The organism is Thalassovita sp. (assembly GCF_963691685.1).
GTDB lineage: Bacteria > Pseudomonadota > Alphaproteobacteria > Rhodobacterales > Rhodobacteraceae > Thalassobius.
Map to the genome: position 1 here is coordinate 2,137,002 of NZ_OY829290.1, position 24,639 is coordinate 2,161,640.

A 24,639-nucleotide genomic window follows, 5' to 3' on the forward strand; every position below is an offset into this window, starting at 1 on the left:
AGGCCACCGGCTTTGCCTGCGTTTATTGCCAGAAGCAAGTCTGGCCTTAACGGCGGGCGGGAAGCCCGCGCCAACCTAGCGGGAAGCTGAAAACCATGAAAATTGAAATCGCTGACCTCTCGGGCCTGCCCGAGGGGCTGAAAACCGTTGTCGAAAAAGTTGGCGACACGACATCACTGGATCTGTCCAAGCTGATGATTGCAGAGGATCTGACCGGCCTGAAATCGGCGCTGCAGAAAGAGCGCGGCAATGCCGCTGCCTATTCCAAGCTGGGCACCCCTGACGAGATCAGCAGCAAGATTGCGGAACTGGAAGCGCAGGCGGCCAAGGGCGGCAAGTCAGGGGAAGAGGCGCAGGCAAAGCTGGACGCGCTGACCAAGGACTATGACGCCAAGCTGGCTGACCGTGACTCGCGGATCGACAAGATGATGAAGGCCAACGCCTCAGCATCTCTGAAGGCTGAGCTGGCCAAGGCCGGTTTCATCCCAGAAGCCATTGACGACATCGCAGCCACCGCGCTGGGGCGTCTGGAATTTGCCGACGACGGCACCCCCAAGGTGCTGACAGCTGACGGCAAGCCGATGATTGGCAGTGGGCCGGATCACGGCGCCACGCTGACCGATCTGGCGCAAGAACTCGCCAAAGCGAAGCCCTACGCGGTTCGTGATGGCGGCAAAGGGGGCGGCGGGAAGCAGCCCGGCAACGGCGGGACGCCGGACAAGAAACGCTCTGAGTTCTCCGCGGCCGAGAAGTCCGCATACATCGCAGAGCACGGCCAAGCGGCCTACCTGAAACTCCCTAAATAGGATCTGACCCATGAACACCACCGTCAATTCGGATATGGTGATTTACAATCGCCTCGCCCAAACCTCCTACCTGGAGCGCATGCAGGACAATCTGCAGCTCTTCAACGGCGCCTCCGCCAACGCTCTGGTGCTGCGCACCGAGGCCATTGAGGGCGACTTTGACAAGTCTGCCTTCTACACCGTGCCGGGCGGCATGGCCCACCGTAATGTGAACTCGACCGCCGGAGTCACCTCCCAGAAACTGGGCTCGGACGAAGACATTTCGGTGAAGACACCCTGGAAATACGGCCCCTACGCCAGCACCGAAGAGGCGTTCAAGCGCCGTGCGCGCTCGCCGGAAGAGTTCTATGCGCTGATTGGCCAGCATCAGGCCGATGCATTCATGGATTACGCAATTCAGGTAGCCTTTGCGTCGCTGGATGCAGCGATCGGCACCGTGGCAGCACTGAACGTCTCCGACACCATCGCCGCTTCGGGCAAGAAAACCCTGACCAAAGGGCTGCGCACCTTCGGCGATGCCTCAAACCGCATCGGGATCTGGGGCATGTCCTCTGGCGTCTACTTCGACTACGTGGACGAAGCGATCGACAACAAGGTCTATGAAGAGGCCGGTGTTGTGATCTACGGCGGCACCCCTGGCACGATGGGCAAGCCGGTGCTGGTCTCGGACAAGATCGCGGCCAACAAGGTCTACGGCCTGCAGCCCGGCGCTGTAGAAGTGGTCGAGAGCCAGGCGCCGGAGTCGCGCGCATACCCGATCAACGATCAGGAAAACTTGGCCAACGGCTACCGGGCGGAAGGGGCGTTCAACGTCGATCTGCTGGGCTACAAGTTCACCGGCACCGAAAACCCCGATCTGACTGCACTGGGTGCGGGCGGTAACTGGTCCAAGGTCGCGCAGAGCAACAAGGCCACCGCCGGCTTCGTGATCGATCTGTCTGGCTCCTAAAGCGTCAGCACATCCCCTGAACCGATAGAGAACTGATCGGGCGTTACGGCGCCCGGTTTCTCATTCTGGAGAACGAACCATGAAATATGCCTATACCGAAAAGCCCGTTGAAGGCTTTGCGCACCGCAACCCGAAATTCTGGGCCCAGGTGGTGGCGCCCGAAGACGCAACCGAAGTTGTGGTGGATGCCGGCAACGCCGAGATCATCAAGCACTTCGAAGAGGCCGACGTGAAGGTGACCGTGCAAGGCGGTGTGCCCAAATCTGCCGCCGATGTTGCGAAGCTGAAAAAGGGCGAGCTGGAAGCGCTGCTGAAAGAGAACGGCGTAGAAGCCCCCACCGGCAAGGTCGAAGAGCTGCGCGAGCAGCTGACCGCAATCTTGTTCCCGGGCTCCTAAGATGCCTCTGACCGTCGAAACAGGCGCGGTGGTGGCGGAGGCCGACAGCTACGTGACGCTGGACGCCTACCGGTCCTATGGAGCCGCGCGGGGCTGGACGATTGGCAGCGACGAGGCCGCGGACGAAGCCAACCTTCGCCGCGCCTTCGACGGGATCAATCGCCTTTGGACCTATCTGGGGGAAGAGCTGTCTTCTGATCAGGAGGGAGCGTTCCCGCGTGATGCCTGGAGCGGCATTCCTCGCAAGGTTCAGCATGCCCAGTGTGAGCTGGCGCACCTGATCCAAGAGGGGCTGGACCCATTCGCTACGATCGGCGCCAATACCACCAAGGAAACCGTGAAGGTTGGGCCGATCAGCATTGGTGGTGGGGAAAGCCTGCCTGTGGGTCGGCCCCGCCTTGTGGCCGTGGAGGGCCTGCTGGCGTCCTTCCTCGCCGCTGGCACCTGCCAAATGAAGGTGCAGCGCGGATGACCACGATCCGCCAACATGTGACCCGGGCCTTTGACCGGATCGCAGAAGCGCAGCCCGACGCGATCCAGACAGGGGCAATTCAGCAGCCCGCGCCGGTATCCGGTGGCGGGCCGTCTGACCCCACCGGGGGCACCGTAGGGCCGTCGCCTGATCCTATCCCTGTGCGGATGACGGTTTTCGAGATGGGGGCTGATCGCATCAATGGAACCAGCATCTTAGCCGGTGACCTTCAGGTGATTGTTGAGGCTGGGCCGGTTGAGTTTTCGGCGCGTGATCTGGTGATCTGCGATCGTGGCACGCTCACCATCGCCAAACTCGGCCGGATGGCATCGGGTGGTGAAACGGCGCTCTATGACATGATCTGCCGCGGCGGGCGCAGTTGATGGGCTTTGCCGAGGACATCAACAGATGGGCACAACGCACTGAGGAAAAACTGGATTTGGCTGCCCAGAAGATCGCGCTGGATCTATTCGAGCGTGTGATTATGGCGACCCCGGTAGACAGCGGGCGGGCCCGGGCCAATTGGCAGGTGACAATCGGCACAGTTCCAAACGGCACGTTGGACCTGACCGACAAAACAGGACAGGCCACAATCAGCAGAGCCACCGCGACTGCGGCCGGTCTAAAGGCTGGGGATGTGATCTATATGGTCAACAATTTACCCTACATTCAGCGGCTTGAGGATGGTTATTCAGGCCAGGCACCGGCCGGGATGGTCGGCCTTGCCGTGCAGGACTGCCAAGAAATTGCCCGTCAGGTGGGCTTTGAGCTGGTGGTGATATGAGCATTGAAGGCGATATTCACGCGGCGCTGATGGCGCATGCAGAAACGATCACCGGCTATACGATGGTCTGGCCACGCATCGCGACCGAACAGCCCGCAGGTGAGCACATTCGCATTTCGCACGTTCCGAATGAGCCGACCACTTTAGACCTCTCCGGCAAGGGGCTGGATCTAAAGGGCTTTCTGTACCTGACATTGGTCTCGGATCTTCTCGGCCACGAGGCAGAGTCGATGGCCAAGGCCGGTTTGATTGGCGCGCATTTCCAGATTGGCCAGCGCCTGACCTCCGGCGAAGCCGCCCTAACGATCACAGGCAGAGCAATCCGCCCCGGCCGTCAGGAGAATGGCCGTTGGGAAACTCCGGTTCGGATCAGTTACCGAGCCATCACTTAACGCGGCCGGGCCGCACCATGAAAAGGAAACGAACCTATGGCTGATGGTGATACTTTCACCGAACTGGGCACCAAGCTCAAAATCGCAACCGGCCGCCCGGCCAATCACGATCAGGCCGGTTACGGGGCGCTGAGTTTCAAGGGGGTTGGGGGCGTGATTAGTTTGCCTGACCGCGGCGATACCTCTGCCGACACATCTGAGCCCACCCTGGCGGATGGCCGGGTTGAGCATTTCGGCGGCGCCAAGGATGGCGGCGTGCTGGACATCCCGATCAAACATATCGAAGGCGATCCAGGGCAGGCCGCACTGATCGCGGCGGCAGGCTCCAATGGCACCTACGCCTTCCAAGAAGTCGATCCAGATGGTGAAGCGCACTTCTATTTTGGTCGCGTCTTGGACGTTAAGCGGCGCCCTGCAACAGCCTCCAGCTTCAAGGGTTATGTGGCCCGTATCGCAGTCAACTCTGGCCGCCTCACCGGCACCGAGGTCTAAGGATGGATCTTGCGAAACTGAGCCCGCGCCAGGCCGCTGAGCCCGGGGCGGAGCTCCACCTGAAAGACCCAGCCACAGGCGATCCTCTGTATTCTGGGAAAACCCCCGTCACCATTACCGTTCGTGGTGGTGACAGCGAAGTGGTTGCTGAAAAGCGCAAAGAGATTGAGCGCCGCCGCGCCAAGGGGGAAGAGATCGATGAGGCAGAGGCTGGGGCAGAGCTCCTGGCGGCCATTACGATCCGTTGGAATGGCATCGGGCTGCGTAGCACCAAAGCGCTGCCGTGCACGCCTGAGAACGCCAAAAAGCTATACCTGGACCCGGATGCAGAATGGATCTGCGGGCAGGTGGGCCCTTTCTCCAGAAACCGCCGGAACTTCGTGAAGAACCGACCGAGCGGTTAATATCACTCGCGCGATACATGGGCTGGCTGCACGGCAAGCCTAAGAACTGGAGCGAAAGCCGGCTGGATCGCTATCGGACAAGCCACAAGAGGCTTCCACCAATGCCGGAGGTTACGGTGGGCCAATACCTCGTGGAGGCGTTCAATGAGCTCGGGAGGGTGTCGGCCGGGTTCTCCATGATCCCGCTCACCTGGGGCGAGATTGACGCATACGCTCGGCTTACGGGGGAAATCTCCGAGCGCTTCGAGGCCCGGGCACTGCGGCGCATGTCCGCGGCCTATATCGAGGGCTACCGGTTGTCGGAAGATGAGTTCTCAATTCCGCCCTGGCAGCCGGTTAGCGAAGGGTAGCGCAGTAGTCGGCATAGGCTTCACGAAAGTCTGCGATTGCACTGTCTAGCTTGGTCATTGCTTCTTTGAGCTCTTCGGTCGTGTAGTTTTGCTTGGCAACTTTGGTGCCGATGAACAGCTGTGTTTCAGATTGCTGAGCGATCAGCCAGGCTAGATCGATAGTGCAGTTTTCAAAGGTTTCGTTGATGCCACCCAGCGCTGGCGATGCTGCAAAGGCAGCTGCGATAACGAGACGTTTCAAGTCTTCTCTCCAAAATAGGTAATCCAATGGCACTAGACGTTGCACGTCTCGGCATCGCTGTCGATAGCCGGCAGGTCACAACCGGCAAAACAGAACTCGACCGGCTCAGCAAAGCTGGCGCAAAAGCTGAGCGGCAAGTGAAAAAAGTTGGTGCTGCTGCCGCTACGGCAGACCGTCAGTTCTCCACTCAAAACACCTCCCTTCGTATGGCATCGATGCAGTTGTCGCAGGTCGCCCAACAGGGAGCCGCAACGGGCAATTACCTCCAGGCGCTGGCGATACAAGCGCCAGACCTTGCTCTGGGGTTTGGCGCCATCGGTATCGCTGCTGGTGCCGCCATTCCTATCCTTTACGGGCTGGCGCAAGGCATATTCGACACCTCTGACGAACTTGATCACCTCGAAGACGCGATGAAGGAGATTGAGACAGCTTTTCGAGACTTTGAGGGCACAACGGACATCGCGATGACCAGCCTGAAAGATTTGCGCGAAGAGTATGGCTTTAACGCGGATGCGGTTAGAAAACTGCATGCTGAATTGGCTGGGCTTGCTGCAACGCGCGCACTCACTGCTGTGAACGAGGCGGTAACGGGGGCTGCAGACACTCTCGGCGGGCTGGAGGCGGCGCTCGCAGTTTTCTCAAATACCCGTCGCGAAATGGCGCAAGCTATAGATCTCGCTCAGGTTTTTGATCCAGACGAGTTTGGTTCGCAGCTTTTGGCTGGGGAACTACAGCCCCTAGAGCAAGCCGTTGAAGACGCGATGAATGCCATCCGAGATGAGTTCGGTTTAACCACCGCAGAGGCATATCGCATTAAAGATGCTCTTGCGGAAATCAATGCGGCCGGATCCACCGAGGAAGCCGCTGAGGGTGCCCGAAAATTGAGCGAGGCAATCTCCTCATCTTACGCGGGCAGCGCAAAAATCCCGCCGGAGATGGCAGAGTTGGCGTTTATGGCCGGGAAAGCGTTCACTGTATTCTCTCAAATCGAGGCGACGGCAGGCGGGATTGCGGTTGGTATTGGAGATGGTGCAGATGAGGCGGAACGCCTCAAAGAAGCCGCTGAAGGCATTGCCGCCAATCTGGAACGGGCTTCCCAGCTGGGTTTAGGTGGGGGAGGCGTTGTTGGTCCTGATGCCGCCCGTCAAAGTCTCTATCGTTCTGGTGACCTGGGGAAAGGCAATGTCGGCATTATCTCGACTTATACCACCCCTGACCCCAAACGCCGCGGGGGCTCTAGCCGCAAAGCGGTCAGCGAAGCAGAGCGGGAAGCCAAGGCTTTCTTGCGGGCAGGATTGACCGTAGAGCGCTACAACGAAGTGCTTCAAAAGCTCAACGACATGCACGAGACCGGCGAAATCTCGACAGCCCAATATACCGCGGCGATCGATAAGCTGGATGACCGCTACGCTGACGTGATCGGCAGTGCAAACGAGTTCGAAGAAATCAATGGGATGCTGAAAGAAAGCATCTTGGACATGGCAACGGATGGCGTGTCATCGCTGGATGATCTTGCCCGGGCAATCAAACGGGCGGCGTTCGAAGCTCTGCTCTTTGGTGAAGGGCCACTTGCAGGCATTTTCTCAGGTGGTGGCGGTTCAACATTTGGCGGGCTCCTTGGGGGCCTCCTGTCCTTTGACGGCGGCGGCGATACCGGCAGCGGCCCGAGATCGGGCGGGCTGGATGGCAAGGGCGGCTTCTTGGCCATGCTGCACCCTCAGGAAACCGTCATCGACCACACTAAGCAATCGGCCGGCGGCTCCACCTCTGTTGTCTTCGCTCCGGTGATCGATGCAAAGGGCGCGGATGCTGCGGCCGTCTTGAGGCTGGAGCGAGCGCTTGAAAAGGCCAACCAAGAGTTTGGGTCCCGTGTTGTCACCGAAGTGATACTCGCTCAAAAGCAAATGAGGCTTTAAATGGCGATCAGTTATCCGTTGACGGGCCTTATCGAAGGCCTTTCCTTGCGTGATGGGTATTTGAAACCCGTTTGGCGCCAAGAAGGGTCAGTGACAGGAAACGGCGTTTCTGTGATCAAAGACATGGGGCCAATGCTCTGGCGCGGCACATGGCAAACCGCTGTGATGCTTCGCGACGACGCGATGGATCTGGAAACGGATCTGTTGAGCCTGCAGGGTGGCGTGCATCTGTTTGAAGGGTATGATCCCCGGCGGCCAGTGCCACGTGTTGATACAGGCGAAGACCTCAGCGCGGTTACCGTGGCGGAGGTGCGGGCAGATCGGTTGGCCCTTCGCCTAGCAGGGCTTCCCGCGGGCTTCATTCTCAGCAAGAGCGACTATGTTTCGATTGATGCCGCTGGAAACCTGCACCTGCTCAAATGCGCCTTGGGTAGCGTTGCTGATGGAGCTGGCCAAACTGGCTGGCTTGAGGTGCGGCCGTTCGTCCGCTCAGCGATTGTGCCCGGTATGACCGCCGTGCTTAGGCAGCCTTGCGCCCGTTTCCAGCTGGAAAAGGACACTGTTCAACGCCAGCCTTCCGGCAATCTCGATCGCATTTCCTTTTCAGCCCTGCAGGTGATCACATGAGGGCTCTATCACCAGAGGCGCAGCTGGCGCTGGAAGGCCGCAGCTTCAACATCCGCGATCTGCTTTGGCTCACTGTGCGCCGCCGTGACAATGGGGCTGAGGTGCAGAAGGGGTATTGGTCGGACCTGACCACCGAAACCTTGCAGGTCATCGATCCCAAAACACAGACGGTGCAAAGCCGACAGTTTGACGGGGCAGGGGATTTGATTTCGGTCAGCCCTATTCCTCTGGTGTCAAACCTGACGGTCCAGAACGTCACGGTGCAGCTGAGCCAGATCGGCGATGCAAGCCACCTCATCCGCACTTATGACGCCCGTCAGGCGCGGGTTGAGATTTTCCGGGGGCTGTTTGAGCCTGGCACGTTGCAGCAGATTGTGCCCGCCTATTCGCGGTTCCTTGGCTTCGTGAATGAGCCGGAATTGCTGACCCCGCGCGAAGGCGAAAACGGCTCAATCACCCTGAACTTGGTGTCTCACACCCAGGAGCTGACGCGTTCCAATCCAGCCACCCGATCAGATGCCTATCAGCGGCTGCGCAACGCCGGTGACAGCTTCCGCCGACATGCCGCTGTTGTGGGCACCTGGGACATTAACTGGGGGACGAAGAATTGATCCGGCAGGCCACGGACACCGACCGTCCAGAGATGCTGCGCATGGCGCGGGATTTCATCGCTGCCTCTGGCCTAGATCTACCGTTTCACGCGGCCTACGTCTCTCAGTCCATTGCGGGCCAGATCGCGGCCCCTGACCGGCTGGCGCTGGTTCTGGAACTGGACGGCACGCTGCGCGGAATGCTCTGCGCTGCTCACTCTCAATCGCCACTGGCGCCGGTGCGGGTGGCGACGGAGCTGGTGTTCTGGATTGACCCGATGGCACGAGGGCCTTGGGCGGCGAACATGATCCAGCGCTATGAGACCTGGGCGCGTGCGGAATGCTGCCAGCTGATCAGCATGGCGGCCATCGGTGGGCGCGGTGCGGATCGCCTCTATCAGCGGGCCGGTTATGAGCCCGCCGAACGTCACTTTATGAAAGCCCTCTAAATGGCTCTTTTCTCTGGCATTGCAGCGCTGGCCGGCATGGCTGGCACGTGGACGCTGTTCGGCAGCGCGACCCTGTTCACCCTTGCAAAAACCGCTGTCGGCATTGGCCTCAACACGCTGGCCGCGCGTCTGTCTGGGCGCAAAGCCTCGGCCCCGTCTTTCTCGGTAAAGGGCCAGCTGCAGCGCGGTGCGGATCTGCCGCAATCCTTCCTGATTGGCCGTTGTGCCACAGCTGGATCTCTGGTCTACGCCAACAGCTGGGGCAAGGTGGGCAACGCGCCAAATGGCTGGCTGACGATGGTTATAACTCTGAGTGACCTGCCGGTGCAGTCTTTGGACGGCCTGTGGGTTGATGGCCAGAAATGCACCTTTGGCGATGAGCACCCGGACTATGGGTTTTCGGTGAACGAGTACAAGGAGGGCAACAACCAGAAAGACCACCTGTGGATCAAGTTCTATGACGGCAGCCAGACGGTTGCGGATCCGTATTTGGTCAATACAGCATCCAACCAGCAACGGCCTTGGGAAGCGGACGCTGTGGGCTACGGCACGGCCTACGCCATTGTCACGGCCCGGATCGATCAGGACTTGTTTCAGGGCTTTCCTGAGTGCCTTTTTGAGCTGACCGGCGCGCGCCTCTATGATCCGTCCAAAGACAGCACCGTTGGCGGCACCGGGCCTCAACGCTGGTCTGATCCTTCGACCTGGGGCGGCGATGGGGACCACCTGCCAGCTGTGCAGCTCTATAATCTGTTTCGCGGCCTCTGGTGGGGCGGTGAGTGGTTCTATGGCATGCAGGCCACCCATGCCGCTCAGATGCCTGTGGCGCACTGGATCGATCAGATTGAAAAGTGTCGCGCGCCAATCGTTGGCGCCAATGGCACGGAACCCACATACCGCGCAGGCGGTGAAATCTCTGTTGGCGCCCCGATTGCACAGGCAATGGATGCGCTTCTGGAAACCTGCAGCGGGCGCGTGTCTGAGGCTGGTGGCCTCTACAAGCTGTTTGTCGGTGGCCTTTCCGCCCCGGTGGTGTCGATCACTGACGACGACATTCTGTCCAGCGAAGAGCAGACCTTCACTCCGTTCTTCGGCCTAGCGGATACCGTCAACGGTGTGAGCGGCAAATTTCCGGATCCGGCGCAGGTTTGGCAGCTTGAAAGCGCGCCGCCGCTTAACAATCCAGACTTTGAGGTCGAGGACGGTGGTCGCCGCCTGATGGTGGATGTTCAGTATGACCTGGTGCCCTATTCGGAGCAGGTGCAGCGCCTGATGCAGGGCGGCCTGAATGAGGCCCGCCGCGCCCGCCGTCACACCTTTGTGCTGCCGCCGCGCTTCTGGGCGCTTGAGGCCGGCGACATCGTGTCCTTTACCTCAGCGCGCAATGGCTATGTGGCGAAGCTGTTTCGGGTCGATGGCGTTCTGGATCAGTCCAACGCGGATGTGCTGGTGGATCTGACGGAAGTAGATCCGGCGGATTACGTCTTTGACACCAATACCGACTATACGCCCGTCACAGGCGGATCTGTGGTGGCTCCTGTGGTCCCGCCGCAGCCCATCGCGGGCTGGTCTGTTACTGCTGCCGCGTCAACTGATGCGCAGGGCGCGGGCCGTTTCCCGGCCATTGCCGTTGGCTGGGATGGCGACATGGACGATGTGATTGCGGTTGAGGTGCGTGCGCGGGTCAAGGCCACTGGCGCGATGATCTTTTCCGGCCGTTTTGAGGATGTGGCCGCAGCGGCAGGGTTGATTATTGCAGGTATCCTTCCGGCTGAGACCTATGAGGTGCAGGGCCGCTATGTGCCGGGCACCGCGCGGCAAACCGTCTGGTCGGATTGGTTGGAGGTCACCATGCTGGATCTGCGGATTACGCGGGATCAGCTGCAAGATGAAATTGGTGAGGCAATCGATGCCGCGGCGTATCATGCTGCTCAAGTCGGCAAGGAAATTGACGCCCTATTGTCTGGCTTCGCCGGGGGGACCTTAAAAGGGGCTCTGGATCGGCAGCGCAAAGGCTTGCAGGCTGGCATCGATGGCGTATCCGCTAAGCTGTCACAGGACTATTTGACTGCTGCCTCGATCAACAAGGCAATCAGCTCGGCAAAGAAGGATGTGGTTGCAACCTCTGAACAATTAGGTGGCGGTGTATTCGCCACCAGTTTCTTCGGGGATATTTGGAGGCGCTGGTCGCTGGGCGGATCCAAACGGCCTGGCACCTACTACCCCAGCGGCCACCTTTATGAGTTCACCACCACCGACGTTCAAAACGGTGGCCTGCAACTCTGGTCTGATCAGGCTGGTTGGGTCGGGGCGGCTGGCGCTGACCGCTATCGGCTAGAACTGGAATTTGAACTTGTGTCTGGTGCGACCAGCGGCGCGGGTGTGCTGTTCGATTGGCGCAACACCAAAAACCAGCTTTTCCGCTTTGCGGTTCCTCTGAGCGATTTTGTCTCCGAGCCAATTCAGGCTGGTAAGCGCTATTTTGGTTCAGTTCTTGTTGAGCGGCCTGCGGGTTTTACTGGAACCTTTGATCGTCACTCGGTCTATCTGATGGCAAACTATGGTGGGTTAGGCGCTCGGACTACAAAGTCGATAAGGTTTCACAAGTTCCAAGCCTATCCAGCCACGGTGACTGACGCGCGCGCCGCGCAGCATGCGGCGGCGATCAGCGATCTACAGGGAAATGCTTCTGCGAGTGTGGTGTTTAAGGTTCTGGCCGGCGCCCAATCTGCAGAGTTAGGCCTCTTCGCGCAGGATGGAGATGCAGGGGCGGTCTCACTGTTCAGAGTGCGGGCGACAAACATTTTGTTGGATGGCAGCGTCACCTCGCAGCAGATCAATACCGTTGAATTTCGCAGCGCAGGTCTGGCGGTCTTTGGTGGGGCCGTTATGTCGGCAAATTTCGACGGCACAGTTGATGCCGCTGGCAACCTTCTGACGAGAGGCACGCAAGGTTTTGCGATCACGCAGAAGGGGGACGCTGTATTCACCAACCTGATCGCACGCGATGACATCCAGGTCGGGGCGGTCAGCGAGGGGGTCACTTATGCAAGTTCTGGGGCACAGAGGTTACCGATAAATGCAGAAGTGTTTCGCTACTCTCTGGGTGCATTCACATCCGGTGAGTTCTGGAACATTGCCTGCAAGACAACTTGGCGAGGCTTGGGAACGAGGCCGGAACAGGACAATGAGGGCGATTGGCACATCCGCAAGTATAAAACAGGGGTCAAACTTCAATGGCGGCAGCGCAACGGCGCGTCATGGACCGGTTGGGACACCATTCACACATTTTCTAAGACCGACAGTTCCAGATGGCGTACCGACGATGTGGTGGTAACAAAACTGGGAGCCTTTGATGAGGTTGAAGTGCGTGCGGTTGTTTATGGTTATCTCGGTCCCCGCTTCCCCAGCGGTCGACCCAAAGGGAGCATCATCCCAAATGTGAAAGATGTGTCTCTGTATGCACGCGCAATTGTGAGGTGATCTGATGAAATTCGTGAAACTCGATCAAACAGGCATCTATGTAGTCGGCCACGGAGAGGCCACGGTTTTGCCCACCGGGGCAATAGCCATCCCCGCAGAGATGGACGGTGCGGGCTTTCTCGGCTTCTACATGGTGGATGACGAGCTGAGGCAGCGCCCTGCATCGCCTGTGCCTGTCAAGCAGGCCGAAGGCTGGCAGATTGATGCGCCGGACGGGGCAGAGGTTGAAGTTTATGACCTGATCGGGGGCGAAGTTATGGCCCATGAGATGCTTGCGCCTGGTGCTGCCTATGCCTTTTCGCTGGCAGACTCTGGATCATACAACGTCACCGTTTCAGCCCCGCTTCCGGCCATGCCGTCTAACACAGTGATTGAGGTGTAGAGATGCAGGTTTTGACACGCAGCGCGGCCAGCAAGAGCGCGATCCTGAACAGCCAGAAACAGGCCGCGCAAGAGGCGCTGGCGGTGGCCGTTGGTGAAACCCGCGCGCGGTTCATCACCAGTATTCCGGGACAGGAAATAACCTATATTGAGAAGGAGCGCCAAGCGCTGGCATTCCTGGCAGCTTCGCCAGCTCCGGACCCTATAGATCCAGCGCAATTCGCGGCCTTCAAATTCGTCTTCGAAGAGGTCGGTATCACTGGGCAGACGCCCTATCAGGTGGCGCTGGTCATCGCTTATATGGCGGGGCGTTGGCGCGATGTCGGCCCCCTGATTGAGCGCGAACGTCTGGCGGCGACTGCGGCCATCGATGGGGCGCAGGATCCAGACCAGATTGAGGCCGCTCTGGATGGCTACACCAGGGCCGTCGCGGATCTCTAGGTAAGCAAAACTCAACTGAAACCAACCGCCGCCCACAGGGCGGCTTTTTCGTGTGAGAGGCAACGATGAACAAAGCAGAACAACTGATCGCAAAGAGCGCACTGCCCGTGGGTGGTGGGGCAATTGCGTGGCCCTTTACGGTGGCGGAGGCAGCACATTATGCCACGCTGCTCAACCAGGTGATTATCCCATCAATCGGGGTGCTGATCGCGTTGGTGACGCTGCTGATCAAGCTGCGCGTTTGGTGGCGTGGGTCGCGGTTTGCGAAAGAGGAGAGCGGGCGGGTCAGAGCGCGCTGGTGGGTCGGTGGTTCTGCGGCCGCTGTCATTGCCCTGGGGCTACCCATGACGGCGAAATGGGAAGGGCTGGAAAATCAGGCTTACTGGGATGCGCATGGGCAGGTCTGGACGGTGTGCCTTGGTGAGACCGAAGGGGTGCAGCAGGGGGACAACTACTCCGATGCCGAATGTCTCGGGATGTTCAAAGAACGCTGGGCTGAGTTCCACCGTGAAATGCTGGCTTGCGTGCCCGAAATGGCCGAGGCTCCTGCAGAGGTGCAGGCAGCGGTCACCAGCTGGTCCTACAACGTCGGGATCGGCGCGGCCTGCAAATCCACACTGACCAAACACCTGCGGCGGAGTGAGTGGCGCGAGGCCTGCAACCAGCTACCGCGCTGGCGCCGGGCAGGGGGGCAGGTGTTGCGCGGCTTGGTCAACCGTCGCGCCGATGAGCAGGCTTTGTGCCTGTCCGGGCTGTGATGGGCCGCTACGCCCTCGCTGCAGCCCTGGCGGTGGTTCTGGCGCTGTGCGCAGCCCTGTGGTGGCTGTCAGCGCGCAATGACGCACTGACGGCGGAAGTGGCCGCACTGCGCGTCTCTGTGGCCTCTGCGCAGCACGCGCTGGAACAGGCCGAGACTGCCGCCGCTGTTCACCGTGCATATCTCGTCCGCGCCGAGGTTGACGCAGAGCGCTGGCGGGCTGTCCAGAATGATCTGCAATCCATGGAGGGTCGCGATGCGCCTCTTTCCCCTCTGCTGCGCACTACTGCTGAGCGGCTGTTTTCGCGCCCCTGAGGTGGTCGCCCCGCCACCACCGGTGCCCGCCGATCTGCTGCGCCCCTGCGAGGGCTACGGCGGCCCAGTGCCTCGGACGGAGGGGCAGTTTTCTGAAGCGCTGATTGCCGAGGTGCGGGGCAGGGCGTGTGCCAACGCTAAACTGGAGGCTCTAAAGCAGATATTGGAATGACCGTTGTCAGCGCTTAAGCCGTCATCAAGCCGAATGCCCGCGCTCCGCTGATACTTGTTGTTGACTATGAATGTAGGTCCAACAGCTGGACTATGCATGGTGTTTGTCGCCTTCAGATCAGAGACCCTGAGCTTTGAAAGCAACCTCTCGTCGTCCGGTCTTTTCAGCCGACCGATAATTCCTGATTGCTCAGAGATTGTTTCTGTTCCTCGCGATAACGCGCCAGAGCTTCATAAGCACTGCTGCGCATAGCGCCGACGTTGCACGCAACCCGGCCAGCAAGCGTGCAAGTCCAGTTACTGATGTGCGCCGTTATGCTGTCTTCAGAAGCGGTCACCTGAAAGGTGTACGCACCATCCAGAATGCCGGTTACGGATTGCTCGTTGAGTTGATTGATCTTCAAAGCCATTTTTGTTTTTCCTTTTATTGGCAATGGGGAAGGTTTTGCTCTGGACCTGTCTGGAATGAGACAGGGAAACTAGGGCAAATAGGTGCCTATTCTGCAAACAATGTTGTCGCGAGCAGGCGTTCTTCTTTTTGATTTGCACCACCCAGCGACCGGAGCGGCCGCCGGATAGCGCATTGGTAGGATTTACTGCAGCTGCAGATTTTCAGCGGACGACTTGCCGCTCATTCGGTCTTCGATGATATCGAAGCCGACTTTTGCGCCTTCTTTCAGGCTGTCGAGGCCGGAGCGCTGCACGGCGCTGATGTGCACAAATGTGTCACCACTGCCGTTATCCAGCTCGATGAAGCCAAAGCCTTTAGTTTCGTTGAACCATTTTACTGTTCCGGTCGTCATTAGATTATCCTTTCAATGACATGTGCGCCCGCCAGGATTGGCCGGGCTGCTTGCTGCGTTCAGGCAGCAGTTTGGGTGAACTCACCAATATTGGAGAGCATTCGCTTAAGGCCGTCCTGCGCTTGGGCAGGATCAATCTTGTGTTGTTGATGCCCGTTCCGCTGACGCGTTGCGTGACTAACCGTTCGAGGTTTTGGCGACGGCGCAGTTTTGGCGGTGCAGGGCTTTTGCGGCTTCGCAACGCGGCTGCGTTTCACAGGCGCATCTTGCGTTTCTGAACCGCTTGGCAATCTGTTTCCGATCAGCTTTTCGATATCCCGCAGGAGGGGCATTTCTTCCCGATCACACAGCGAAATCGCGGTTCCGGTTCTGCCTGCGCGGGCGGTCCTGCCGATGCGATGGACATAGGATTCCGGCACATTTGGAAGCTCAAAATTCACCACATGGGATACATCGTCGATGTCGATCCCCCGGGCCGCAATATCGGTGGCCACAAGGACGGTCGTTGCGCCTGACCGGAACCCTGCCATGGCGCGTTCGCGCTGAGGCTGGCTTTTGTTCCCGTGAATGGCGGCGGAGTTGATCCCGGCTGCAATCAAGTGTTTGCAGACGTTATCAGCCCCGCGTTTGGTGCGTGTAAAAACGACCGCGCGGTGAACAGCTTTGTCCGACAGAATACCTGCCAAAGCGCGGCGTTTGTCCTGCTTGGCCACATGCCGGACGCTCTGCGCGATCCGTTCAATCGGCTTTGAAACAGCCGCCACCTGAACCTCTGCCGGATCGTTCAGGAAGTCATCGGCAAGCTTTCTGATCTGTCCCGGCATGGTCGCCGAAAGCAGCGCCGTCAGGCGTTTCTCAGGTAGCTTGGCCATAATCTTGCGGATGCTGGGCAGGAAGCCCAAATCTAACATCTGATCGGCTTCGTCCACCACGATAGCATTGGTCGCAGTGAGATTAATGACGCCTGTGCCAAGGTGGTCCAGCAGGCGACCGGGAGTCGCCACTACGATGTCTACACCACCGCTGAGGGCTTTGATCTGCCCGCTGGGGCGCACGCCGCCGACGACAAGTGTCGTGGAAATGCGGCTGAACTGGCTGTAAGCGCGGATGTTGTCCACGATCTGTGCCGCAAGCTCGCGCGTCGGCGTCAGAATCAGGGCCTTACAATGTTTCGGTGCTGGTTTTGATTTCTCATGCTCGATCCGGTGCAACAGGGGCAACACGAATGAGGCGGTTTTTCCCGTGCCGGTCTGGGCAATACCAATAACGTCGCATTCGGATAGAAGCAGCGGGATGACCTTGGCCTGAATGGGCGTGGGGGTCGAATATCCTTCGGCTTGGATGGCTTTCAGGATGGGCTCGGACAGGCCGAGGGTGTCAAATTTCGTCAAAAGCGTTTGGTCTCGTGCCGTGCGCGGTTAGCCGCAGCCGGCACTTGGTCTCTCTAATCTTCTGGGAAGCTCGTATGAAATAGCCGCCGTCGTTTCTGTGCTCTCATGGAGCTACTCAAGACAACGATCTGGGGATCACGGACGAGAATATCTTGCCGCTGATTTGGTCATCCACACGCGGCGTTGAGACTCACCTACAGGGCAAAGATTAAGAAAGCAACGACTCATTTCGGTGCAAAAGTTGTTCTAAGACAACAATTGCCAGTCCAGCGGGCCGAAAGTCCGTATGTGCGAGAGCAACAACCTGGATCCGGAATTAAGGCCCATATCTCAGCATCTTGGATCGGGATCGATCATGAGTTCGACTGAAAAACGCGACTTTACAATGTCTGTTCCACTGCGCTTACCGTTCGTTTGCCGTGCGCACAGCATCAGGCAAACTGGGTTCGTCACTGCCGTTCGCCGCAACCGGCTCGAATGGCTTTTGTCAGCCCTAAGCGGCCTTGGACTTGTGCCAAAGTAAGTTAGGAAGCAGACCTTCGCCGAAGTCGGTTAGGCGTTCCCTTCGTGGGATTTCCTTTGCGGGAGTTATGTTACCTCCGAGCGATATCATGTTCCACGATCGAACGAAGCGCCTCGCAAAGCTCAACTCTATTGGAGTTCGAGGAGGCGGACTGGAGCAATTTGTCAAAATTGACGGCGAGGCCACAGTTTCGACGGGGGTTCAGGAGTAAGCAATCTGTCCAAATTTCCTCATTGCCTTCAATTGAATTCGCATACTTTAGGAGCCAGTACATCAAGACTTGACGAAAGTCGCCTGCCACGAAGTTTCGGTCCGTGTGTTTCACTTCCACCAAGACTTTGCCGATCGCAAAATCTCCGGTTCCAGAGGCAATCCATCCCATTCCAGGAATGATGGGAGACCGCTCAATTGGTGCACTATTCGTTCTGGAGGCGTAGTTCAGCATCGAGATTAGGTTTCGAGCCGCATGCTCAGCGGCCTTCTGGTCGCTGACCTCGATCGAGTCAGGCGGCCGAGCATCGTAGTGTCGGCTTTGCCTTTCCAATGCGATGGAAATGCACTCGCCCCACATTGGCTCCGTTTGGCCAGAAAGGATAAGTTCCGCGCGAGCTATCGCAAGCTCAAAAAGCATGGCCTTTTGAAGTAGGCTTTGGTCCACCAACTCCGTCGGCACTGGTTGCAAGCCAGGGTATTGGAACGCGTCTCGGTTCAGCGCCGCGACCAAGCTCCCACTGAGGCGCGGGAAAAGAACATCAAGGACGCCTGGAATATCCCTTGCCACTGTCCTAGGGTCGCGAAAGGGGAGTCTTCTAAGCGTCATTTTTCACCCAGTCTCGGTAGCATTTGGCGAATGTCGGTCCCTCATCAGGTTCGAAACCAAGACGCCAAGATTGTGTTAGCGATCCGCGAAGCTGACCGCGCGCATGTTCGCCTTCGGAGCCGAAGTTTCCGGCGGCGAGCCAGAGCATCCGTTGCTCGTCAGGCTTCAGATTTTGCCACTGGTTACGAATGCGCATGAAGTTCGCACGATCCTGCCAGTGCTGCCAGCAGTCAATGCAAGCTCGGCCTACTGCGGACGAAGAACTGCTGTTAAAGGTCCATCTAACAAACGGACCTCGAGCAGGTGTTCGCACGAAACGAATGGCGCGCAGGAAATGCAATAGGTTGGCTTCCGGCATTAGCAAGTGCGGAGTCGCATCTATCACTCGATCAAGAAGGTGATCTATTTGAGCGTGGAAACTCGAGAATTCATCGTTTGCCCGAACAGCGTAGACACCACGCATAATCTTGGACCAAGACGCGCGAAACGAGTCCAGATTTTTCACATCCAACAGCGTTTCGCATAACTGAGCGGCGACTGTGGGTTCTTGGAATTTTAAGGCTCGACTGATTTGGGCGACGACGAAAGTATCTGGCTGCGATTTTTCTTTTTCGAGATCAATCAGGAACTGCACATCAATCTTTTTGAACGAGTCTTTGAGTTGTTCATACTCTGTCTGCGCGGTATCGGAATAAGGGTCGAAGTGCAAATCCAATTCCCTTAGGTCGGCGCTCGCATCTTCGCCTTGGCCAAGTTGTGCCGCAACATAGTCGGCGTAGTGCTTCGAACTCAGGGTAGTAGTCTTGGTTCGGTTGAGTGAAAGACCGTAGTCGGCTAGCGCGTGAGAAAGATCTGATAGCGCCTTGTAGGCTTGCTGGCGATTTGCACAGATCAGCGTAAAGTCATCCACGTAGCGATGCCAGATTATTCCTGCATCGGTAAGCGCCTGATCGATAGGCGTCATCATCACCTCGGCAAGAACACGTGCACACTGACCGCCCACTGGAAGGCCGAAGGATCGTCCGGATGCAAGCTTACTCAGGATGCGATCAATCTGCAGGGCAACCGTCGAATTTTCGTCGGCCAAGTCCTTGATAACGGACTCTAAACGATGGTGGTAGATATGTTCGTAGAAACTGGAAATATCCGTTTGAACGACCACGCATCCGTCTTCCTTTAACGCCTCTTCTTTGAGGGTTGTTTCCTTATAGGTTCGCCAAGAGCGGGTTCTGTCGAAGAAGGCAGGCACCTCCATTCCCAATCTGTAAGAGTGGACCCTATCGCTGCGGTTTGGTTCATTCGCTTCAGCAATGGCTAGACCGAGACCATTCAGATACAGGTTCCAAAATGGGTGAACCTTCGTCGTTATCCTAAACCCGTTGGAACCAGACGGCGCAAGAAGTCGTTCCGCGACGACCGTGAGCCCGTTCAAGAAACCTTTTGCCTCAGCAGGTTCCTTAACGTCAATTTCTTGAAATAGGGCGAAGCAAAGATCCGCGAATTCTTCAGCTTTGTCCCGAATGAAGCCAGCATCGATATCATATGGAAGCGTATCGTTATCGCCGCTCTGGCCGATCTCATGTGCTGCTCTCAAAAAGTGATCGCGCGAAACTTGCAAGGTAGGGCCTTTCAATGACTGTTTGTAACAACTTGACCTAGACAATGAAGTCGGTTCGCGCGAATTTTGCAAGCTAAGGTAGCAGGAGTCCAGTGGTGTTAGAAGACTGAAGCCCTAGGTCCAATCTTTCAATCAATGATACTCAACCAACAGTCGCTTTCGAGCAACCTGACAGACCCTGCGAACGTCGCTTTCTGCGCATTACTGACTCTGGTGGAAAGCTTAGCGATTGACTGCTTCCAGCCCAAAGCGGACATTAATAATACTCGCTTCAGACGGATCCCGGACCTTCTCTGCATTTGCGAACGCCGCCTTGCCAGACCCTGGAAGCGGACGCTCAGCCAGGATCACACCCTGGAACCCCGGCTGCCCCTTATTGTCGAGAACCAGGTGCACTGCACGCTCGCGCACTTCAGAAGAAAACTTGATCTTCGTCTTGCTCATGATGCTCCATCGTAATCAAAAGTTAGAACCTCTGGCAAACCCGGAGCGCTTCAGTCTTGCGAGGGGTGGACAGCCTTTGACGCGCGCACTATTTTAGGTGTATGTCAGTGATCACATGGCATCATCCCGTCCAACTGGAGAACGTTCAGTTGTTTTAAGTTCATTCCATAAGTCTTTCGGTCATGGAAGCAGTGCAGATTGGAGCCCTTGGAATGCGAAGCGTCAGAGTTCGTTATAGCAAAGTGACACGTGAGGCGAAATCACGACTTAAAAAAGCAGCCCTAGGTGCTAGCTTGCAGCCGGAGACGCCAGAACGCATTGAAGAAGCGCGGATCCTTGAGAAATTCAAGAAACGCGCTCGCGAAGACTATGGAATGATCGGCCTGAAAGGCTCTTGAGGGTTAAAGGCTAGCTCTTTGCAGTTCCGCTGCGAACCCAGTCCGGCAGGCTTTGAGCTCTGACTGCAGAGTGGTTCGAGTAGACCCAGACATGAGAACAGTAGTTATCTTCTCTACCGTCTAGTGTACGCTCATTTTTTGGCCGTTTTGTTAGTCCAAGTACAACAGCGTCTGCTTCGCGGGGGAGTTCGATTGACTTTGTGCCTTTTATCTCGTCGCTCCAGAGAGCGATACCGCATGCTTGTGGAAACTTCCCGACATCATTTTGCCGGGATATCAGGCCAAGTGAGGTGAAGGTCAAGACTGACGTACCCGGATCCTCTGTCAATACACTTGCGTATCGACCTGGCCACCTCTGAATAATCTGAGGACCATCCATCAACAGTGCAATCAAGAGGTTTGGGCCAATTGCTCTAATCACTGCCTGGCACGGATCAACGCGAGCCAAGTCCTCACAAATGAGTGTGGTTAAGGTCGTGTCGCCCTTGAATACTATTAAGTCCAAGCTGCGAGAAAGGATCGTGAGATTCTCCCACCAGCTTTTTTCTCCGTCTAGCTCAAGGTCATAGTCGGAAATTTGGGATCCATTTAATTTCCACCGATGGTGCTTTTCTCGAACAAGCGCCAATGGCTCCCAACTTTGCAATGATTTACATTCCGCATCCCTAAAAAGAAAAAACGGCGCGATTGCAACGAAGTTTCCTGGTCGGCCACCTTTGTCGTTGGAGATTCCGGAGATTATGAAGTCGATCCCCTCATCCTTAGCAAGCGCATTACCGACTTCTAGGAATAATCCATAATCAAGCGAGAGTTCGGGAAACACAACTCCACTAACCAGTTGGCCATCGTCCCGAGCTTTCTGGATAAGGCCCTGAACAAATTTTACAAACTCTTCTCTGCTAACTGAGTCTTCAGGCGTGGGAAGCCAGTTTTGATCTGCATCGAACCAACCCCAGTGGCCTCCGGATTCTTCACCAGCGGAACGAAACGACGTTTTCGAGATTCGATAGGGAAACGGTATTAGCAAAAGTCCCAGATTGCCGTCCTGCTCGTCCGAAGTCGCGCCTAGAGGCGGTTCGATCCATCTGGCTTTAACTGCTCCTTTAGGTGGCAATAAGGCCAAGTGGTGGGAAAGTGAGCGCAAGGTGCATCCGACCGATGGCGTCCGACTTTTGGGCTGTACGCAAACCACATCCTCAGAGGCAGTGGATAACGATTTGGGCGCACTCTGAATGCGGCGGAAAGTCTCACCACTAACAAGGTCCTCTTCGACGTATGCTTCGTTCACGATTCTTGTGAAGACATTACCTTGCTTGAAGCCGCTGTCTGCACTTGCCTCATCAGCAATCATTAAAAGTTTAAGGCAAATATGCCACCACTCAGGCGCTTCTGCGTCTTCACTTAAAGCGGCGAACATTTCCCAATCTTGAAATTTTTCAAGCTGTTTCCAGGTCTGCACCACACCATTGGGTGGCATTGGCAAACGTCGACCTGCACCGGTAGGTGCTGTTCGCCACGCCTTGCCTAATTTTATCGCATCGTCCCGCATCTTATCGGTCACCTCCAGCCGCCGATAACTAGACGAAACTAAGTATGGAACGTCAGGGGCAACGTGGTGATACGCGCCTGACTTCTCCAGCGCGTAGCCAGTAAACGCAAAAATATCTGCAGGCAGTAGCGGCGGATCGTCAAATGGGCTCGTTTTAGCGGACTCATCTGGAAATAGGACTTTGTAGAGTGTGATAAGGGTCGTCATCTCGCGTCAACTGTAAGTATTTTGTCGGCAATCTAACCTAAGATTTGTAGCGCATGCACGCCATAATTGTCGACAGTTGCAACACTCCTATTTTTTGGTTGGCCAATCTGTAGTTGGTAGCCCATCGTCGTTTGGCTGTTTCGATTAGATAGGAGCGCAAATTAGTAAAGCCTTGCCCGCTACATTGAGTTCAGACAATGCGCTCATCACGTCTCTTTCCTACGAGACATCATTTCAATATGCACACATGCTGCATCTTATGCGTGAATGTCGTCCATCATTGAGTAAAAGGATCTAACAGAGCCCGTTCCGAGCGTAGAGGAGATATTGGCACAGCCGCAGCGACCGTACCGCTGACCTTGGGCTTCTCGATAGGCTGCGCGGTACCATGAAGGTCCGGTATCGGGAAGCCGCACTGCCGCAATGGAGACCCTAGCCAATGACCCGTGTGGGTCGTTCGCCAAACTTTGCAAAGTCTGCTTTCTGCGCATCGCTGCCATTGGTTGACCTTAAATTTAGTCCTAGCAGCGTCACCTTTGCCATTTGGCCTTGCCCGAACTGGCTCAACGCCTTGCCAGCGTATCCGGGGAGTTCCAGCCAAAAGAGCTACTCAAAGCGTGATTGTAAATTTTCAGGCGCTAACGCCGTAGCGGGGCGACTGTGCAGTCAAGCAGTCGAAAAATGCGACGTTTATAGGCTTTGTATAGAGAACAATTTGGCGTGTCATTGGGCTAGGCCGGGTGGGCTGTGATACCGTGTATGACAGGGAGACCCGCAACAGGTTCAGATTTGGTTAAGATGCAAGCATAACAATCCAACGCCACACGCACCGCCAAAGGGGTGCCCCCCCCAGTCAATGGCCACCAAGCCATTGCTTTCAATAACAAACCAGCGGTGCTGTCAGGCGAAGGCGAACTCGTCTCATCCATGCCAACAAGACTATCCTTAACAACCTAGGTGCCACTGAGAATGTCCGCAGTTGAAGTGACCACGCCAAAATGTCGGTTTTAAATGCCCATGCCATTCGATAGAATTTGTTTACAAGATCGACTTTGTGGGGATCAAAATGCAATCGATTGCGCCTGACGGTATGAACGCTATTTCACGGCATGCGATTGCGCGGCCAAAGCTCTGGTTCTGGCTGAGCGGGGGGCTTGTGGCCCTGATGCTGGCTTTGGTGCTGGCGCCCACCTTCAGCACAGGCGTGGCCCGGGCCCTGCACCCGCTGACCATCGACACAGATCCTGAAAACATGCTGCCGGCCGAGGCTCCCGTGCGCGTGTTTCACAATGAGATGAAGGCTCTTTTTGATCTGCACGACATGATCGTGGTCGGCGTGGTCAATCCCGAGCGGGGCGTATTCACCCCCGAAACGCTGGCGGATATCGATCACCTAACAGAGGTGGCCCGCGCTGCAACCTGGCAGGACGATGGCCTGCCGCGCGGGGCCGTGTCAGCAGAAATTATCGCCCCTGGCATGGTGGACTACGTGGCGCAAGATGGAGCGGGCGCAGTACAGTTTCGCTGGCTGATGGAGAGCCCGCCCGCGGATGCGGAAGCCGCGCTGGAGGTGGCCCGGAACGCCAAGGCGATGCCAATGCTGGACAATTCTCTGATATCAGAGGCGGGGGATGCGCTCGCGCTTTACGTTCCGATCCATCACAAGGAAGACAGCTACCTTGTGGCCAAACAGCTGCGCGCGGCGATCGATACCTTTGACAATGGCGACACCTATCACATCACGGGGCTGCCGATTGCACAGGATCAATTCGGCATCGAGATGTTCATCCAGATGGCGATTTCCGCTCCCGCAGCGATGATGCTGATCTACGGCTTGATGTGGTTCTTCTTCCGGCAGTGGAATGTGATCATCGCGCCGATGGTGGTGGCCATGGTGTCGGTGCTGGTGACGATGGGCGCATTGGTGATCACCGGCAATACGGTGCACATCATGTCTTCGATGATCCCGATCTTTATCATGCCGATAGCCGTGCTGGACGCGGTGCATTTGCTCTCGGCGTTTCATGATACCTACCCGCGCTACAAGGATCGCCAAAAGACGCTGGCTCATGTGCTGCAGGATCTGTGGAAGCCGATGCTGTTCACCTCTTTGACCACGGCGGTGGGCTTTGCCTCTCTGGCGATGGCAGATATCCCGCCCGTGCAGGTGTTCGGCATATTCGTGGCGTTGGGGGTGTTGCTGGCATGGCTGGCAACGATGGCTTTGGTGCCTGCCTATCTCGTGCTGATGCCCGAGCGGCACATTGAGCAGTTTTGTCGAAAGAGTGCGGTCGAGATCGAGACGACGCGCTTGACGCGGTTTTTGCATGGGATGGGCCGGTTTGCCTATCACGGCAAGTATGTCGTGCTGGGGGGGGGCGCTGGCACTTTATGGTGTGTCCTACTACGGGATCAGCCGCATCCAGATCAACGATAACCCGGTAAAGTGGTTTCATGCTGGCCATGAAA

General features: G+C 57.1%; 29 protein-coding genes. 22 read left to right on the forward strand and 7 right to left on the reverse strand.

Going from position 1 to position 24,639, the window contains the following annotated elements; genetic code table 11:
- Positions 1 to 95 precede the first annotated feature (95 nt).
- The 10 genes from ACORLH_RS10420 (at position 96) to ACORLH_RS10465 (ending at position 5,046) form a co-directional block, all read left to right on the forward strand.
- Entirely contained in the window at positions 96 to 806 is a 711-nt protein-coding gene (locus ACORLH_RS10420; RefSeq protein WP_321832610.1) for a hypothetical protein, read from the forward strand.
- A gap of 10 nt (positions 807 to 816) precedes the next feature.
- The gene (locus ACORLH_RS10425; protein WP_321832611.1) at positions 817 to 1,755 is read left to right on the forward strand and encodes a major capsid protein; all 939 of its coding nucleotides are present in this window, start codon (positions 817 to 819) and stop codon (positions 1,753 to 1,755) included.
- A gap of 79 nt (positions 1,756 to 1,834) precedes the next feature.
- Positions 1,835 to 2,152 (forward strand): hypothetical protein, encoded by a 318-nt coding sequence (locus tag ACORLH_RS10430; RefSeq protein ID WP_321832612.1) that lies wholly within the window; start codon positions 1,835 to 1,837, stop codon positions 2,150 to 2,152.
- Between the two features lies 1 nt (position 2,153).
- Positions 2,154 to 2,624 (forward strand): DnaT-like ssDNA-binding protein, encoded by a 471-nt coding sequence (locus ACORLH_RS10435; protein ID WP_321832613.1) that lies wholly within the window; start codon positions 2,154 to 2,156, stop codon positions 2,622 to 2,624.
- A complete protein-coding gene (locus ACORLH_RS10440; protein WP_321832614.1) occupies positions 2,621 to 3,007 on the forward strand; it encodes a hypothetical protein in 387 nt (128 codons plus the stop codon). The genes ACORLH_RS10435 and ACORLH_RS10440 overlap by 4 nt, the downstream gene beginning before the upstream one ends.
- Entirely contained in the window at positions 3,007 to 3,408 is a 402-nt protein-coding gene (locus ACORLH_RS10445; RefSeq protein WP_321832615.1) for a hypothetical protein, read from the forward strand. Before ACORLH_RS10440 ends, ACORLH_RS10445 begins: the two co-directional genes overlap by 1 nt.
- Positions 3,405 to 3,800 (forward strand): phage tail terminator-like protein, encoded by a 396-nt coding sequence (locus ACORLH_RS10450; protein ID WP_321832616.1) that lies wholly within the window; start codon positions 3,405 to 3,407, stop codon positions 3,798 to 3,800. Before ACORLH_RS10445 ends, ACORLH_RS10450 begins: the two co-directional genes overlap by 4 nt.
- 36 nt (positions 3,801 to 3,836) lie before the next feature.
- Positions 3,837 to 4,292 carry a hypothetical protein gene (locus tag ACORLH_RS10455; protein ID WP_321832617.1) on the forward strand — a complete coding sequence of 152 codons (456 nt, stop codon included), beginning with the start codon at positions 3,837 to 3,839 and terminating at the stop codon, positions 4,290 to 4,292.
- Positions 4,293 to 4,294: 2 nt separating this feature from the next.
- The gene (locus ACORLH_RS10460; RefSeq protein ID WP_321832618.1) at positions 4,295 to 4,696 is read left to right on the forward strand and encodes a hypothetical protein; all 402 of its coding nucleotides are present in this window, start codon (positions 4,295 to 4,297) and stop codon (positions 4,694 to 4,696) included.
- Entirely contained in the window at positions 4,624 to 5,046 is a 423-nt protein-coding gene (locus ACORLH_RS10465) for a phage tail assembly chaperone (RefSeq protein ID WP_321832619.1), read from the forward strand. Before ACORLH_RS10460 ends, ACORLH_RS10465 begins: the two co-directional genes overlap by 73 nt.
- Here ACORLH_RS10465 and ACORLH_RS10470 read toward each other — a convergent pair.
- Positions 5,033 to 5,287, reverse strand: coding sequence for a hypothetical protein (locus ACORLH_RS10470; RefSeq protein ID WP_321832620.1), 255 nt, complete (start codon positions 5,285 to 5,287; stop codon positions 5,033 to 5,035). The two genes, ACORLH_RS10465 and ACORLH_RS10470, sit on opposite strands and share 14 nt — an antisense overlap.
- 26 nt (positions 5,288 to 5,313) lie before the next feature.
- Here ACORLH_RS10470 and ACORLH_RS10475 point away from each other — a divergent pair, with 26 nt between their 5' ends.
- From ACORLH_RS10475 to lysC, 10 genes are all read left to right on the forward strand, one after another.
- A complete protein-coding gene (locus ACORLH_RS10475) occupies positions 5,314 to 7,203 on the forward strand; it encodes a hypothetical protein (protein ID WP_321832621.1) in 1,890 nt (629 codons plus the stop codon).
- Between the two features lie 90 nt (positions 7,204 to 7,293).
- Entirely contained in the window at positions 7,294 to 7,830 is a 537-nt protein-coding gene (locus tag ACORLH_RS10480) for a hypothetical protein (RefSeq protein WP_321832622.1), read from the forward strand.
- Positions 7,827 to 8,441, forward strand: coding sequence for a hypothetical protein (locus ACORLH_RS10485; protein ID WP_321832623.1), 615 nt, complete (start codon positions 7,827 to 7,829; stop codon positions 8,439 to 8,441). Before ACORLH_RS10480 ends, ACORLH_RS10485 begins: the two co-directional genes overlap by 4 nt.
- Positions 8,438 to 8,869, forward strand: coding sequence for a GNAT family N-acetyltransferase (locus tag ACORLH_RS10490; RefSeq protein ID WP_321832624.1), 432 nt, complete (start codon positions 8,438 to 8,440; stop codon positions 8,867 to 8,869). The genes ACORLH_RS10485 and ACORLH_RS10490 overlap by 4 nt, the downstream gene beginning before the upstream one ends.
- On the forward strand, positions 8,870 to 12,352 hold the full coding sequence (locus ACORLH_RS10495; RefSeq protein ID WP_321832625.1) for a phage tail protein: 3,483 nt from the start codon (positions 8,870 to 8,872) through the stop codon (positions 12,350 to 12,352). It abuts the gene before it with no gap.
- Positions 12,353 to 12,356: 4 nt separating this feature from the next.
- The gene (locus ACORLH_RS10500; RefSeq protein ID WP_321829738.1) at positions 12,357 to 12,734 is read left to right on the forward strand and encodes a hypothetical protein; all 378 of its coding nucleotides are present in this window, start codon (positions 12,357 to 12,359) and stop codon (positions 12,732 to 12,734) included.
- Between the two features lie 2 nt (positions 12,735 to 12,736).
- Positions 12,737 to 13,174, forward strand: a complete 438-nt coding sequence (locus tag ACORLH_RS10505) for a hypothetical protein (RefSeq protein ID WP_321832626.1) — start codon at positions 12,737 to 12,739, stop codon at positions 13,172 to 13,174.
- 65 nt (positions 13,175 to 13,239) lie between these two features.
- Entirely contained in the window at positions 13,240 to 13,932 is a 693-nt protein-coding gene (locus ACORLH_RS10510) for a lysozyme (protein WP_321832627.1), read from the forward strand.
- The gene (locus ACORLH_RS10515; RefSeq protein ID WP_321832628.1) at positions 13,914 to 14,246 is read left to right on the forward strand and encodes a hypothetical protein; all 333 of its coding nucleotides are present in this window, start codon (positions 13,914 to 13,916) and stop codon (positions 14,244 to 14,246) included. Before ACORLH_RS10510 ends, ACORLH_RS10515 begins: the two co-directional genes overlap by 19 nt.
- On the forward strand, positions 14,188 to 14,418 hold the full coding sequence (gene lysC / locus ACORLH_RS10520) for an Rz1-like lysis system protein LysC (protein ID WP_420719819.1): 231 nt from the start codon (positions 14,188 to 14,190) through the stop codon (positions 14,416 to 14,418). The genes ACORLH_RS10515 and lysC overlap by 59 nt, the downstream gene beginning before the upstream one ends.
- Before the next feature lie 163 nt (positions 14,419 to 14,581).
- Here lysC and ACORLH_RS10525 read toward each other — a convergent pair whose 3' ends face one another.
- The 5 genes from ACORLH_RS10525 to ACORLH_RS10545 form a co-directional block, all read right to left on the reverse strand.
- Positions 14,582 to 14,827, reverse strand: a complete 246-nt coding sequence (locus ACORLH_RS10525; protein WP_321832629.1) for a hypothetical protein — start codon at positions 14,825 to 14,827, stop codon at positions 14,582 to 14,584.
- Positions 14,828 to 15,010: 183 nt separating this feature from the next.
- Positions 15,011 to 15,220, reverse strand: coding sequence for a cold-shock protein (locus ACORLH_RS10530; protein WP_321832630.1), 210 nt, complete (start codon positions 15,218 to 15,220; stop codon positions 15,011 to 15,013).
- Between the two features lie 59 nt (positions 15,221 to 15,279).
- Entirely contained in the window at positions 15,280 to 16,611 is a 1,332-nt protein-coding gene (locus ACORLH_RS10535; protein WP_321832631.1) for a DEAD/DEAH box helicase, read from the reverse strand.
- Between the two features lie 1,332 nt (positions 16,612 to 17,943).
- Positions 17,944 to 19,572, reverse strand: coding sequence for an RNA-directed DNA polymerase (locus tag ACORLH_RS10540; protein ID WP_321832632.1), 1,629 nt, complete (start codon positions 19,570 to 19,572; stop codon positions 17,944 to 17,946).
- A gap of 222 nt (positions 19,573 to 19,794) precedes the next feature.
- Positions 19,795 to 20,016, reverse strand: coding sequence for a hypothetical protein (locus tag ACORLH_RS10545; protein ID WP_321832633.1), 222 nt, complete (start codon positions 20,014 to 20,016; stop codon positions 19,795 to 19,797).
- A 182-nt stretch (positions 20,017 to 20,198) separates the two neighbouring features.
- On the opposite strand from ACORLH_RS10545, the gene ACORLH_RS10550 reads away from it, so the two are divergent.
- Positions 20,199 to 20,414, forward strand: coding sequence for a hypothetical protein (locus ACORLH_RS10550; protein ID WP_321832634.1), 216 nt, complete (start codon positions 20,199 to 20,201; stop codon positions 20,412 to 20,414).
- 10 nt (positions 20,415 to 20,424) lie between these two features.
- Here the strand turns inward: ACORLH_RS10550 and ACORLH_RS10555 are convergent, their stop codons facing one another.
- The gene (locus tag ACORLH_RS10555; protein WP_321832635.1) at positions 20,425 to 22,170 is read right to left on the reverse strand and encodes a hypothetical protein; all 1,746 of its coding nucleotides are present in this window, start codon (positions 22,168 to 22,170) and stop codon (positions 20,425 to 20,427) included.
- Positions 22,171 to 23,335: 1,165 nt separating this feature from the next.
- Here ACORLH_RS10555 and ACORLH_RS10560 point away from each other — a divergent pair.
- Entirely contained in the window at positions 23,336 to 24,607 is a 1,272-nt protein-coding gene (locus ACORLH_RS10560; protein WP_321832808.1) for an efflux RND transporter permease subunit, read from the forward strand.
- Positions 24,608 to 24,639 lie beyond the last annotated feature (32 nt).